This is a genomic window from Mycobacterium conspicuum, from assembly GCF_010730195.1.
GTDB lineage: Bacteria > Actinomycetota > Actinomycetes > Mycobacteriales > Mycobacteriaceae > Mycobacterium > Mycobacterium conspicuum.
In genome coordinates this window covers 2,884,081-2,897,529 of the sequence record NZ_AP022613.1, presented here as the reverse complement: position 1 = coordinate 2,897,529, position 13,449 = coordinate 2,884,081, and the positions used below count along the sequence as shown (strand labels likewise).

Annotated in this window: 12 protein-coding genes and 1 pseudogene; 6 read left to right on the top strand and 7 right to left on the bottom strand. The window is 69.4% G+C overall.

What is annotated here, in order from left to right:
• Window positions 1-4 precede the first annotated feature (4 nt).
• The 6 genes and pseudogenes from G6N66_RS13435 to modA all read right to left on the bottom strand — a co-directional run bounded on the left by G6N66_RS13435 (window position 5) and on the right by modA (window position 6,343).
• Window positions 5-292: a GlsB/YeaQ/YmgE family stress response membrane protein gene (locus G6N66_RS13435; RefSeq protein WP_085234458.1), complete on the bottom strand. Its 288-nt coding sequence runs from the start codon at window positions 290-292 to the stop codon at window positions 5-7.
• Window positions 293-316: 24 nt separating this feature from the next.
• Window positions 317-1,381 (bottom strand): alanine and proline-rich secreted protein Apa, encoded by a 1,065-nt coding sequence (locus G6N66_RS13430; protein WP_085234457.1) that lies wholly within the window; start codon window positions 1,379-1,381, stop codon window positions 317-319.
• Window positions 1,382-1,464: 83 nt separating this feature from the next.
• Window positions 1,465-2,577, bottom strand: coding sequence for a sulfate/molybdate ABC transporter ATP-binding protein (locus G6N66_RS13425; protein ID WP_085234456.1), 1,113 nt, complete (start codon window positions 2,575-2,577; stop codon window positions 1,465-1,467).
• Window positions 2,574-3,371 carry an ABC transporter permease gene (locus G6N66_RS13420; protein ID WP_179968349.1) on the bottom strand — a complete coding sequence of 266 codons (798 nt, stop codon included), beginning with the start codon at window positions 3,369-3,371 and terminating at the stop codon, window positions 2,574-2,576. Before G6N66_RS13420 ends, G6N66_RS13425 begins: the two co-directional genes overlap by 4 nt.
• A 75-nt stretch (window positions 3,372-3,446) precedes the next feature.
• A pseudogene (locus tag G6N66_RS30425) lies at window positions 3,447-5,355 on the bottom strand (PE family protein).
• 181 nt (window positions 5,356-5,536) lie between these two features.
• Window positions 5,537-6,343: a molybdate ABC transporter substrate-binding protein gene (gene modA, locus G6N66_RS13405; RefSeq protein ID WP_085230991.1), complete on the bottom strand. Its 807-nt coding sequence runs from the start codon at window positions 6,341-6,343 to the stop codon at window positions 5,537-5,539.
• 215 nt (window positions 6,344-6,558) lie between these two features.
• On the opposite strand from modA, the gene G6N66_RS13400 reads away from it, so the two are divergent.
• The 3 genes from G6N66_RS13400 to G6N66_RS13390 all read left to right on the top strand — a co-directional run bounded on the left by G6N66_RS13400 (window position 6,559) and on the right by G6N66_RS13390 (window position 9,718).
• Window positions 6,559-7,236: an SDR family oxidoreductase gene (locus G6N66_RS13400; protein ID WP_085230992.1), complete on the top strand. Its 678-nt coding sequence runs from the start codon at window positions 6,559-6,561 to the stop codon at window positions 7,234-7,236.
• A 43-nt stretch (window positions 7,237-7,279) separates the two neighbouring features.
• The gene (locus G6N66_RS13395) at window positions 7,280-8,188 is read left to right on the top strand and encodes an LLM class F420-dependent oxidoreductase (protein WP_085231018.1); all 909 of its coding nucleotides are present in this window, start codon (window positions 7,280-7,282) and stop codon (window positions 8,186-8,188) included.
• Between the two features lie 141 nt (window positions 8,189-8,329).
• Window positions 8,330-9,718, top strand: a complete 1,389-nt coding sequence (locus tag G6N66_RS13390) for an NAD(P)/FAD-dependent oxidoreductase (protein ID WP_085230993.1) — start codon at window positions 8,330-8,332, stop codon at window positions 9,716-9,718.
• A 7-nt stretch (window positions 9,719-9,725) separates the two neighbouring features.
• On the opposite strand, the gene G6N66_RS13385 is transcribed toward G6N66_RS13390, so the two are convergent.
• The gene (locus G6N66_RS13385) at window positions 9,726-10,142 is read right to left on the bottom strand and encodes a PaaI family thioesterase (protein WP_085230994.1); all 417 of its coding nucleotides are present in this window, start codon (window positions 10,140-10,142) and stop codon (window positions 9,726-9,728) included.
• Between the two features lie 357 nt (window positions 10,143-10,499).
• On the opposite strand from G6N66_RS13385, the gene G6N66_RS13380 reads away from it, so the two are divergent.
• From G6N66_RS13380 to gndA, 3 genes are all read left to right on the top strand, one after another.
• Window positions 10,500-10,916, top strand: a complete 417-nt coding sequence (locus tag G6N66_RS13380; RefSeq protein WP_085230995.1) for a BlaI/MecI/CopY family transcriptional regulator — start codon at window positions 10,500-10,502, stop codon at window positions 10,914-10,916.
• 14 nt (window positions 10,917-10,930) lie between these two features.
• Window positions 10,931-11,881 carry a M56 family metallopeptidase gene (locus G6N66_RS13375; protein WP_085230996.1) on the top strand — a complete coding sequence of 317 codons (951 nt, stop codon included), beginning with the start codon at window positions 10,931-10,933 and terminating at the stop codon, window positions 11,879-11,881.
• A gap of 88 nt (window positions 11,882-11,969) precedes the next feature.
• Window positions 11,970-13,436 carry an NADP-dependent phosphogluconate dehydrogenase gene (gndA, locus tag G6N66_RS13370; protein WP_085230997.1) on the top strand — a complete coding sequence of 489 codons (1,467 nt, stop codon included), beginning with the start codon at window positions 11,970-11,972 and terminating at the stop codon, window positions 13,434-13,436.
• The last annotated feature ends 13 nt before the right edge of the window (window positions 13,437-13,449 follow it).

Genomic DNA, 13,449 nt, shown 5'->3' with positions numbered 1-13,449 from the left:
CTATCTAACGCCTGCGCACCAGGCTGACGACCCAGAGCAGAACGACCGCTCCGAGGAGTGAGATGAAGAACGTAAACCATATGCGCCCATGCTCGACATCGACGTGAAGCCAGCCGAGGATCATGCCGCCGATGAATCCGCCGACGACGCCGATGGCGACGTTCAACAGGATGCCGGCGTTGCCGACCTTGACGATCTTGCCGGCTACCCAGCCGGCGATTCCGCCGATGACGATGTAGGCGAGCCAGCTCACCGCCGTGGGCGGAGCGAGGGACGCCGCCGAGACATCCATGCGACTCTCCTGACCCTGGAGTCCTTAAGCGGGCTGGGTCTGCTGCGGCGTCGGGGTGGGCGTCGGGGTGACTTCCCCGGCCGGGGCCTGGGCGGGCGCCGGAGCCGGTGCGCCCGGTGCGGGCGCCGGAGCTGGAGCGCCCTGGACCGGGGCGGGTACCTCAGGCGCAGGGGCCGCCGGAGGTGGCGGGCCGATGACCGGAGCACCCGGGGGCAGAGCCCCCGGAACGGGAGCCCCGGCGGGCGGCGGAGTCCAGGGCTGAATCGACTCGGCGAGCGCTTTGGCCGCGACCTTGTCGACGGGGTCGTTCGAGGTTCCGAGCCACACCACAAACCACCGCTGCGGCGGGCCGGCGTTGCTCGCCGGCGCGCCGATCACGCCGGTCCAGATCTGGCCGTTCGGCTTGGCCGCATCGCTGAACTTGACCTCGTAATACGACGCGCTGCCGGATAACCCATTGGCGGCGAGCGGCGTGGCGTCCTGGTTAATTCGCATGCCGGGGTACGGCATGAAGAATTCACCCATGTCCGAGCCGAGCCGCACCGCGGCCTTGGCGTCGTTGGCTTCGGCACTGGCATAAAGCTTTTGGTCCAGCCGCCCGAGCACGACGCGGGTGTCGTTGGCCACCGGCGGCGGCTGGCCGGGCATGGGCGGCTGCCCCGTCGTCTTGCTCAGCATCGCCGAGCCGTAGTCGAGATGCGAGGCGTCGGACTCCACCCAGCCCGGGGGCACGACGAAGCTGAATCCACCCACTGCATTGGTGACGCGGCCGGCGTTCGGGTCGACCGGGGGTGGCTGCGGCGCGTTCGGGTCCACCGGAGGTGGTGGCGGCGCGGCGTTAGGTGGTGGCGGCGCGGCATTGGGGTCCCCCGGCGGCGCTGGCGGCGGTGTGGCGGGCGCACCCGGTGCGGCGGGCGCGGGCGAAGCGGCGGGCGGCGGCGCGGTGTTGGTCGGCGGCGCGGGTACCGGATCGGCCGTGGAGGTCGCCGGCAGCGCGATCGCGACGGCGCTGGCGCTGGTCACCGCGGTGATCGCCAGCGTCGCCCAAAGTCCCTTGTGACGGGTCGAGCTCGGGTCCACCTGGTCCATGGCGACGAACCTACCGCGTTACGGCTGTGACGCAAGGGTGCCGTGCTGAGGATGTGGTGTGGTTTTCCGGATCGCGACGCAGCTCATCGGTGCGCCATCGGGTACAGCGCCACCTCGAGCGTTTTGACGCTGAACCACACGCGATCCCCGGGGGTGAGCCGCAGCTCCGCGGCGGCCTCGACAGTGATCTCGGCGGCCAGACCGGGCGCCCCATCGGGCTGCTCGGGACCACGCACCAGCACCGCGGCTCCCCGCACATCCAGCTCCGCGACGGTCTGCTCGACGGTGTTGCGGGGGCTGCCGTGCGGTTCGTCCCGATAGACGGCCACCGCCGTCGGCGGAAACACCGCGACGCCGTCGTGTCCCTCCGGGAGCGCTTCGGCAAGCTCGGGGGCCGGAATCCCGTGCCAGTGCACACCCGACCGGGCACGCAGCGAACCGTCCGGGCCGATGGTGCCGTTGACCAGGTTGACGCCGGCGATGCGAGCGCCGAAATGACTGCGCGGCGCGGCGAGCACGTCGGCGACGGCCCCGATCTCGGCGATCTTGCCCGATTCGAGGACCAGCACCCGATCGGCCAGGGTGAACACGTCGAGCAGGTCGTGGGTGATCAGGATGACGGCGCAGCCGCTGCGGCTGACCACGGCGCGCAGCACCGCCCGGATTGACGCGGCCGCCGCGACGTCGAGCCCGGTCAGCGGCTCGTCGAGCAGCAGCACCGCGGGTTCGGCGGCCAGCGCCCGCGCGATCGCCACCCGCTGGGCCTGACCGCCGGACAGCTGGCGCGGCTTGCGGTCGGCGAACTGCTCGGCGTCCACCTCGCGCAGCCAGCGCAGCGCGGTCGCCTTGTCCTTAGTGCGCGCAAACAGCCGGGCCATTCCGCCCCGGCTGTGCGCCCCGAACGCGACATTGGCGGCGACGCTCATGTGCGGGAACAGCAACGGGTCCTGCAGCAGCAGTCCGACGCGCCGGTCATGCGTGGGCACGTTCACCCCGGTTTCGGTGTCGGTCAACACCCGGTCGCCCAGGCGCACGCGACCCGCGTCCGGGTGGACCAGCCCGGCGATGACGTGCAGTGCGGTGGATTTGCCCGCGCCGTTGGGACCCAGCACGGCCAGTACCTCCCCGGCGCCCACCGAGAACTCCACATCCAGCTGGCGCTCGGCCACCACCGCGCGAAGCTGCAATTCGCTCACGTCGGATCGCTTCCGGTCAGGCTGCGCGCGCCCAACCCCAAGACCACCGCCGCGGCCACCGCGACCAGCAGAATCGACAGGGCCACAGCGGCATTCGGGTCGCTGACCCGTTGCAGATAGATCTCCAGCGGCAGCGTGCGGGTGACGCCCTGCCGGGAACCGGCGAACGTCAGCGTCGCGCCGAACTCCCCCAGCGAGCGGGCGAACGCCAGCACGGCCCCTGACAGCATGCCCGGCACCAGCAGCGGGAGGGTGACCCGCCACCAGACGGTGCTGGGTCGCGCGCCGAGCGTGGCCGCCACCACTTCGTAGTCGGCTCCGGCGGTGCGGGCGGCCCCCTCAAGGGAGATCACCAAAAACGGCAACGAGACGAACGTCTGCGCCAACACGACTGCAGTCGTGCTGAACGCGATGGAAAGGCCGGCGGCCTCGAGGTAGCGCCCGATGAGTCCGAGCCGGCCGAACGCATACAGCAGCGCGATGCCGCCCACGACCGGGGGCAGCACCAGCGGCAGCAGAATCAGCGGGCGCAACAAGCGCACCAGGCGCGCGCGGCTGCGGGCCAGCACCAGCGCCATCGGAACGCCAAGCAGGACGCACAGCGTAGTGCTGGCCGCGGCGGTCTTAAGGCTGAGTAGCAGCGCCGTCTTCGAGGAGTCGCTGGTGATCAGCGACCAGAAATTCGGCCAGTCGACCTTGACCGCGACCGCCAGCAGCGGCAGCACCACAAAGAGCGTCCCCACCGCGGCGGGGAGGTACACCCAACGGGGTAGTTCGCTGCGACGCTTGCTAATCCGAAGACCCTAACCGCCAGAACGCAGGAGATCGTCAAATCAAGAACAGTGAGCCAAAGATACGGCGTGGTCGAGTTAGGCGTGTTGGCCGTTGCCGCCATCGTTGACGCCGCCTACGCCTAGGCCACCCGCGCCGCCATTGCCGGCTGCGCCGCCGTTGCCTCCGCTGTTGTTTTCGGTACCGCCTGTGGCGCGCTGGCCACCGGTGCCGCCAGCGCCGCCGGCGGCGCCGGCCCCACCGTTGCCCGCCAAGCCCGGCGGCGGCGCAACGGTGGGGTCGACGGTGGCGCCGCCGCCCCCACCACCGCCGGTGTCTGCGCCGCCCGATCCACCGGCGCCCCCGCTGGGAGCGGCAGGGACGCCGCCGATGACGCCGACCGCACCGCCGCCGGCGCCGCCGTGACCACCGGTGCGGCCGGCGACGGCACCACCGCCGCCACCGCCGCCCCCGCCCCACGCTTGACCCCCGGAGTTAACGGTGCCGCCCGCGCCGCCTCCGCCGCCGGCTCCGCCGGAGCCGCCGATGCCGCCCGAGCCGGCTGCGCCGTTCCCGCCACCGCCCCCGAGGCCGCCCGACGCGACATTGGGGCTGAGGTTGAGGTGGGCGTTGCCGCCGTTGCCACCGGCGCCGCCGTTGCCGCCGGTGCCGGCGTTGCCGCCGCTGCCACCGGTGCCGGCGTTGCCGCCCGTGCCGCCGGCGCCTCCGCCGCCGCCGCCACCGCCGAAAAAGGTTCCGGTCGAGGTGGTTCCGCCGGTGCCGCCGGCACCCCCGTTGCCGCCGGCGCCGCCGGTGCCGTTGGTTCCGGTCGTGCTAGCGGCGCCGCCGGCCCCGCCGGCCCCGCCGGCGCCGCCATTTCCGCCATTGCCGCTGATGGCGGAAGCGTTGACGGTGCCGTTGGATCCGCCGGCGCCGCCGGTGCCGCCGAGGCCGCCGTGACCGCCGTTTCCGGCGTGCCCAAACAACCCTCCGCCGGCGCCGCCCGCCCCACCGGCTCCACCGGTTGCGCCAACCCCACCGGCTCCGCCGTTCCCGCCAACGGTGGGGTCGCCCGCGCCGCCCTGCCCGCCGTTGCCGCCGTTTCCGCCGGCCCCGCCCGCCCCGCCGGTCCCGCCTAGCCACGCTTGGTTGGCGCCGCCAACCCCACCATCACCGCTGGCCCCGCCAGGTTTGCCGGTCTCCCCGACGGGGTTGGCCGCGGCGCCCGGCAGACCCGTGCCACCGGCGCCGCCGGCCCCGCCGGCCCCACCGACGCCGTGGAGCGACAACAGTTGCCGGTTGGCCCCGCCGGCCCCGCCGGAGCCACCGGGCGAGCCCGCCCACCCGCCCGCCGGCGCCGCCGTTCCCGCCGTTTCCGCCGCCGATCAAGCCATTGGCCCCGCCGGCGCCACCGTTACCGCCTTGGCCGATGACGCCGCCGACGGCTCCGGCGCCGCCGTTGCCGCCGTGGCCCCACAGGCCCGCTGCTCCACCGGCCCCGCCGTTACCGCCGGTTCCGAAAAGCTGGCTTGCGCCTGCCCCTCCGTTGCCGCCGTTACCGATCAGCCACCCGCCGTCCGCGCCTTTACCGCCAGAGCCGCCGGGGGTGCTCGCGTTCGCGCCGTTGGCGCCGTTGCCGACAAGCGGTCGCCCCGTCATGTCCTTCACGGGTGAGAACACCGCCAAGCTCTGAGCGCCCTGCACCGCGGCTGTCAAGGGTGACGCATTAGCCGCCTCGGCGGCCGCATAGGCGCTCGCGGCGTTATTGAGGGCCTGCACAAACTGGCTATGAAGCACCGCCGCCCGAGCGCTAAGCGCTTGAAAGTCCTTGCCGTGATTGGAAAACAGCGCAGCGACGGCCGTCGACACCTCGTCGGCAGCCGCGCTCATGACCGCCGTTATCGGCGCCCCTGCGGCACTGCTGGCCGCGCTGAGCGACGAGCCGATGCCCGCCGCGTCAGCCGCTGCCGCCTGCACTAGTTCCGGAGCCGCGATCACACACGACATATCGACCACCTACTCGCAAGCCCCCCTGGTTGTCAGGAGCCCGGCGGTCCCCGGCCGTCAGAACCAGCTAATTGTAGGCGTCTGGTGTGTCCTTTGCTGGCTTTCCATTGGAGCTTGATTTAGCCGCGCCAGATCGGCATCAACCCGAGTTGCGAGCCCTTCGGCGTGACCTGGCCACCCGTCAGGGCTTGGCAAACCCCGCCTGCGCCAGGATGTTCTGGCCGGCGTCGCCGGTCACCAAGGCCACGAACCTTTTTGCCAGCGCCGGTTGGGGGGCCTTCTTCAGCACCCCAATCGGATAGACGTTCACCGCGCCCGCCGCCTCGGGGAACTTCACCGTCGTCACCTTGTCTTTGGCGCTGAGCGCATCGGTCACGTAAACCAGCGCCGCGTCGGCCTGCCCGGTGGTGACCTTGTTGAGCACGTCGGTCACGCTGAGTTCCTCACTGACCGGGTGCAGCTGGACCCCGGTGCTGTCCTCGACGCGCTGGGTCGCCGATCCGCACGGCACCGGCTTCTGGCAGATCACCACGTTGAGCCCGGGCTTATTCAGGTCGGCGAAGGATCCGATCTGTTTCGGGTTGCCCGGCGCGGTGACGATGACCAACGTGTTGGCGGCGAAGTTCGTCGGGTTGCCGTTTACCAGGCCGGCCTTGACGACCGTGTCCATCTGCGCGGTATCCGCTGATGCGAAGACATCCGCCGTCGCACCCTGCGTCAACTGAGTCGCCAGCTCGGAGGAGCCCATGAACTCGAAATTGACGTCGCTGCCCGGATTGTCGGCCTTGAACTGCTGACCGATCTTGGTGAACGAGGGCTTCAACGACGCCGCCGCGAAAACGACGATCGTCCCGGATGCCTGCGAGGGTGCCGAGGGGTGTGAGGACTGGGCAGACGGCGGCGATGTGGAGCTGCACGCGACCGTTGCGCCCAGCAGGCCAGCCACCAGCATCGTCGACAAACCCGTCAGCACGCCGATCCGAAGCACGAGTCAAACCCTAACCGGGCCATGTTCGCGGCGACGGTACTAAGTGATGGCCGAATAGTTACGAAAAATCATCCGCGCGTCGCGCGATTAAGATTTCCTTAAATAGCTACTGTCCAGTAACATCAACGTCGATTGATGCCATAACACGCTGAGATCCCCGGCGGCGGACCCCTGAACTGCCAGGATCTGAGTTCGACACCGAACGCGAGGAGGTCATCGCAGTGGAGGTCTTGGTCACCGGCGGCGATACCGACCTGGGGCGCGCGGTCGCCGAGGGCTTCCGCGACGACGGCCACAAGGTAACCCTGTTGGGTGCCCGTCGCGGTGACCTGGAGGTCGCTGCCAAAGAGCTCGACGTGGACGGGATCGTCTGCGACACCACCGATCCGGCCAGCCTCAGTGAGGTTCGCGGGGTGTTCCCGCATCACCTGGACACCATCGTCCACGTGCCGGCGCCGAGCTTCGACGCGGGCGACCCCCGCACCTACGCGCTGTCCGATACCGCCAATGCGTGGCGCAACACGCTGGACGCGACGGTGCTCTCGGCGGTGCTGACGGTGCAGGCCCTCGGTGATTACCTGCGGTCCGGGGGCTCGATTATCACCGTGATGGCCGAAAACCCGCCCGCGGGAAGCGCCGACGCCGCGATCAAGGCCGCCCTGTCGAGCTGGGTCACCGGGCAAGCGGGCGTGTACGGAACCCGCGGCATCACGGTCAACGCCATCGCCTGCGGGCGCGGCGTCCAGCCCGGCTACGACGGCCTGTCTCGGACGCCGCCATCGGTCGCGGCCGAGGTCGCCCGGCTGGCACTGTTTTTGACCACCACCGGCGCGCGCCACATCACCGGTCAGACGCTGCACGTCAGCCATGGCGCACTGACCCAGTTCGCCTGAGCGCTCTCTTTCTCCAATAGCGCCGAAAGCTACGGTGGAAGCCGTGACTATTCGGCTGGGCTACCAGATCCCCAACTTCTCCTACGGCACCGGTGTGGAAAAGCTTTTCCCGACGGTGATCGCCCAAGCCCAGGAGGCCGAGGCGGCGGGCTACGACTCCTTGTTCGTGATGGACCACTTCTACCAACTGCCGGTGATCGCGCCGCCCGAGGAGCCGATGCTCGAGGCCTACACCGCCCTGGGCGCGCTGGCGACCGCCACGCAGCGCCTGCAGCTGGGCACCTTGGTCACCGGCAACACCTACCGCAACCCGGCGCTGCTGGCCAAGATCATCACCACGCTCGACGTGGTGAGCCAGGGCCGGGCGATCCTGGGTATCGGTGCCGGCTGGTTCCAACTCGAACATGACCAACTCGGATTCGAATTCGGCACCTTCACCGACAGGTTCAACAGGCTCGACGAAGCCCTGCAGATCATCCTGCCGATGATCAGGGGCGAGCGTCCCACGTTCTCGGGCAAGTGGTACCGAGCCAGCGAGGCCATGGCGAATCCCCGCTTCCGCGACCACATTCCGCTGATGATCGGCGGCGGCGGTGAAATGAAGACCTTTGGACTCGCCGCGCGCTACTTCGACCATCTCAATATCATTGCGTCCCTTGACGATCTGCCGCGCAAGATGGACGCGCTGAAGGCCCGCTGCGACGAGGCCGACCGGGACCCCGCGACGCTCGAGACGAGCCTGATGTTGACCGTGATCTTCGACGAGAACTTCGACCAGGCGAAAGCGAGCCCGCGCCGGATCGCCGGCGGCGCGGCCCAGATCGCCGACCAGATCCAGGCCAAAATTCTCGACGTCGGCATCGGCGGAGTGATCATCAACCTGCCCAACGGCCACACGCCCGGAGTGATCACCGCGGTCGCGGAGGCGGTGCGCCCGCTGCTGGGCGTGTAACCCAGGCCGTGGCGGGCCCTCGTTGTGGCTGATGACACACGCCCGCGGCTTGGGGTTGCCGACCGCGTTTGACTAGGCTGAGAAGGGTTACTAGCTAACTGCATTCGCGCACCGAGGAGACCTCGTCAGGAGCAGCCCGAAATGAGCCCCCAGCCAGAAGGCACAGCTGAAGCGCCGCGTCGCCACCGCGTGGTCATCATCGGTTCAGGGTTCGGCGGGCTGAATGCAGCAAAGAAACTCAAGCACGCCGACGTCGACGTCAAATTGATCGCCCGGACCACGCATCACCTGTTCCAGCCGTTGCTGTACCAGGTGGCCACCGGCATTCTTTCGGAGGGCGAGATCGCCCCGGCAACCCGCGTGGTGTTGCGCCGGCAGCGCAACGTCGAGGTGCTTTTGGGCAACGTCACCCACATCGACCTCGCCAACCGGACCGTCGTCTCCGAACTGCTCGACCACACCTACGACACGCCTTACGACACCCTGATCGTCGCCGCCGGCGCCGGCCAGTCCTACTTCGGCAACGACCAGTTCGCCGAGTTCGCGCCCGGCATGAAATCCATCGACGACGCCCTGGAATTGCGCGGCCGCATCCTGAGCGCTTTCGAGGCGGCCGAGCGGTCCAACGACCCGGAGCGCCGCCAGCGGCTCCTGACGTTCACCGTGGTCGGCGCCGGGCCCACCGGAGTGGAAATGGCCGGGCAGATCGCCGAGCTGGCCGACCACACGCTGAAGGGTGCCTTCCGGCGCATCGACACCACCAGGGCGCGGGTGATCCTGCTCGACGCCGCCCCCGCGGTGCTGCCGTCGATGGGCGAAAAGCTCGGCCAGCGCGCGGCCGCGCGGCTGGCAAAGATGGGCGTGGAAGTCCAGCTCAACGCCATGGTCACCGGCGTCGATCGCACCGGCATCACGGTCAAGGACCCCGACGGCACCGAGCGGCGCATCGAGTCGGCGTGCAAGGTGTGGTCTGCCGGAGTCCAGGCCAGCCGTTTGGGCCGCGACCTCGCCGAACAATCCGCCGCCGAACTGGACCGGTCCGGCCGGCTCAAGGTGCTTCCCGATCTGTCGGTCCCCGGACATCCCAACGTGTTCGTCGTCGGCGACATGGCCGCCGTCGAAGGCGTTCCGGGGGTGGCGCAGGGCGCCATCCAGGGCGCCAAGTATGTCGCCAACATCGTCAAGGCCGAACTGGCCGGCGCCGATCCCGCCGAACGCGAACCCTTCCAGTACTTCGACAAGGGCTCGATGGCGACGGTGTCGCGGTTTTCGGCGGTCGCCAAGATCGGCCCGCTGGAGTTCAGCGGCTTTATCGCCTGGCTGGCCTGGCTGGTGCTGCACCTGGTCTACCTGGTCGGATTCAAGACCAAGGTCAGCACGCTGCTGTCCTGGACGGTGACGTTCGTCAGCACGCACCGGGGTCAGCTGGCCATCACCGAACAGCAGGCGTTTGCCCGGACGCGGCTCGAACAGCTGGCCGAGCTGGCCGCCGAGGCACGAGATGCGGCCGCCACCAGGGCCGCCAGCTAATCCCGCTCTAAGCCTCGAGGTTCTGCAACCGCACCTGCCCGCGGGCCACTGCCCGGCTGTCGTCGTCGGTGATCGTCACCAGCCACAGCTGCTGGCGGCGACCGCGGTGGATCGGCTCCGCGGTCCCGTACACCGTTCCCGAGCCGATGGAACGCAGAAAGTCGGTGTTGTTGTTCACGCCGACGACGTTGCCGCCCGTGCCGTTGCCGGAGTTCAGCCAGGTGAACGCCGCCACGCTGGCCATGCTCTCGATGATCGAGCAGTACACGCCGCCGTGAACCAGGCCCATCGGCTGCAGCAGCTTGGGCGTGACCTCCAGCTGGGCGCGAGCGCCGTCGGGCGTGAGCTCGGTGAACCGCAGCCCCAATTCCTGGTCGAACGGCGCGGTGAAATCAGGCGGGATGATCGCTTCCGGCGGCTGCACGTCCTTGTGTTTACACCATCACACCAGCACCGCACGCGAGCCGAACCGTGCTGCGAAAATCCGCGCCGGAATTCGCAGCCTGGTTCGGTTCGCGGTAATGCGCGCGCTCCAGACACGGGCGAGCCCCGTGCGTATAGGGCACGGGGCTCGCCGATCGAGTAGACCCGGGGTCACTGCAGCCCTCAGGACGCCGCTGCGGTCATAGTCGCTCGATCGTGGATTAGCATAGGCAAGGCTTCCCTAATTTTGCAAGCGTTTTTGCGGCATACTGACGGGAACCCCTCGGGCCTTGCATACGACAGTCGGTAGTAAGCCGGAGTACGCTGGACACCAACTTTCGGGAGATGGAACGAACCAATGGCCAAGCTGACGCGGCTCGGAGATTTAGAACGCGCTGTCATGGACCACCTCTGGTCCACGCCGGAGCCGCAGACGGTCCGGCAGGTGCATGAAGCGCTGTCGGCACAACGCGACCTCGCCTACACGACGATCATGACCGTGCTGCAGCGGCTGGCGAAAAAGAATCTGGTGTCGCAGCTGCGCGACGACCGCGCCCACCGCTACGCCCCCGTGCACGGCCGCGACGAACTGGTGGCCGGGCTGATGGTGGACGCGCTGGCCCAGGCCGAGGACAAGGGGGGCAGGCAGGCCGCGCTGGTGAATTTCGTCGAGCGTGTCGGCGCCGACGAGGCCGACGCGCTGCGCCGCGCCCTCGCGGAATTGGAAGCCGCGCAACGTAATACGCCGTCGGTTGGCGTTACTGCGGAGGAGTAAGGGAGACTTACACCGTGTCCGCGCTGGTATTCACCGTTCTCGCGGTGCTACTGGTCGGCCCGGTACCGGCCCTGTTAGCCCGAGCGACGTGGCCGCTGCGCGCGCCCCGCGCCGCGATGGTGTTATGGCAGGCCGTCGCCCTGGCCGCCGTCTTCTCGGCGTTCAGCGCGGGCATCGCGATCGCGACTCGGGTGCTCATGCCCGGCCCCGACGGCCGGCCGACCGCCAGCATCGTCGGCGCGGCCGACCGGCTCGGGTGGCCGCTGTGGACGGCATACATCGCGGTCTTCGCGCTGACGGTGCTGATCGGGGTCCGGCTGATGGTGGCGCTGGCGCGGGTGGCCATCGCCAATCGGCGACGGCGCGCGCATCACCGCATGGTGGTGGACCTGGTCGGCGTCGGCCACGATGCGGCCCTGGCGCAGGCGCGCGCGAACACGCGCGATCTGCGGGTCCTGGACGTCCCGCAACCCCTTGCCTATTGCCTGCCGGGCGTGCGTAGCCGAGTGGTGGTCAGCGAGGGAACGCTGAACACGCTCACCGACGCCGAAGTCGCGGCCATCCTCACCCACGAGCGGGCCCATCTGCGCGCCCGCCACGACCTGGTCCTCGAGGCGTTCACCGCGGCGCACGCCGCCTTCCCGCGATTCGTCCGCAGCGCCAACGCGCTGCGCGCGGTGCAACTGCTCGTCGAGTTGCTCGCCGACGACGCCGCCGTGCGCGCCACCGGGCGCACTCCCCTGGCTCGGGCATTGGTCGCCTGCGCGTCCGGACGGGCGCCGTCCGGCGCGTTGGCCGCGAACGGGCCCAACGCGGTGCTGCGGGTGCGTCGGCTGTCCGGGCGCGGCAACAGCGCGGTGCTGGCCGCGGCCGCGTACCTGGCCGCGGTCGGCGTCTTCGTGGTGCCCACCGTGGCGGTGGCCGTACCGTGGCTCACCGAGCTGCGCCGCCTGTTCAACGTCTAAACACCCCGGAATGCCAGTCGGAGTCGGCTGTGCCACAGTGTGATCCGACGGCGTGTCGAGAATGCTCTGCAACCTGAGAGGCAGAACCATGAGTGCCCAAAAGTCCGATGGATCGAAGACGGGAACGGCGCAGATCGGCGTTACCGGCCTGGCGGTGATGGGGTCGAACCTCGCCCGCAATTTCGCCCACCACGGCTACACGGTGGCGCTGCACAACCGCTCGGTCGCCAAGACCGATGCCCTGCTAGAGCAGCACGGTGACGAGGGCAAGTTCGTCCGGTCGGAGACCATCGAGGAATTTTTGGACGCGCTGGAAAAGCCGCGGCGGGTGATCATCATGGTCAAGGCCGGCGACCCGACCGACGCCGTCATCAACGAGCTCGCCGAAGCGATGGAAGAGGGCGACATCATCATCGACGGCGGCAACGCGCTCTACACCGACACCATCCGCCGCGAGAAGGCGATCCGCGAGCGCGGCCTGCACTTCGTCGGCGCCGGGATCTCCGGCGGCGAGGAGGGCGCACTGAACGGGCCGTCGATCATGCCGGGCGGCCCCGCCGAGTCCTACAAGTCGCTGGGCCCGCTGCTCGAGGAGATCTCGGCGCACGTCGACGGCGTGCCGTGCTGCACCCACATCGGCCCCGACGGCTCCGGGCACTTCGTCAAGATGGTGCACAACGGCATCGAGTACTCCGACATGCAGCTCATCGGCGAGGCCTACCAGCTGCTGCGCGACGGGCTCGGCAAGACCGCCCCCGAGATCGCCGACGTCTTCGCCGAATGGAACAAGGGCGATCTGGACAGCTACCTGATCGAGATCACCGCCGAAGTGCTGCGCCAAACCGACGCCAAGACCGGCAAGCCGCTCGTCGACGTCATCCTCGACGAGGCCGAGCAGAAGGGCACCGGCCGCTGGACGGTGAAGTCGGCCCTGGACCTTGGTGTGCCCGTCACCGGCATCGCCGAGGCCGTCTTCGCCCGCGCGCTGTCGGGTTCGGTGGCCCAGCGCAAGGCCACCACTGGGCTGGCGTCGGGCGGGCTGGGCAGCCGGCCGAGCGACGCGGCCCAGTTCATCGAGGACGTCCGTCAAGCGCTCTACGCGTCGAAGATCATCGCCTACGCCCAGGGGTTCAACCAGATTCAGGCCGGCAGCGCCGAATACGACTGGGGCATCACGCCTGGCGACCTGGCCACCATCTGGCGCGGCGGCTGCATCATCCGGGCCAAGTTCCTCAACCGCATCAAGGAGGCGTACGACTCCGACCCGGATTTGGCGACGCTGATCGTGGCGCCGTATTTCCGCAGCGCGATCGAGGCCGCCGTCGACGGCTGGCGACGTGTGGTGGTGACCGCGACCCAACTGGGTATCCCGATTCCGGGTTTCGCCTCGGCCCTGTCCTACTACGACGCGCTGCGCACCGAACGGTTGCCCGCCGCGTTGACCCAGGGTTTGCGGGACTTCTTCGGTGCGCACACCTATGGGCGCACCGACGAGGAGCCGAGCAAGAAGTTCCACACGCTGTGGAGCGGGGACCGCAGCGAAGTGCCGGTCTAGTTAGGGGGCAAGC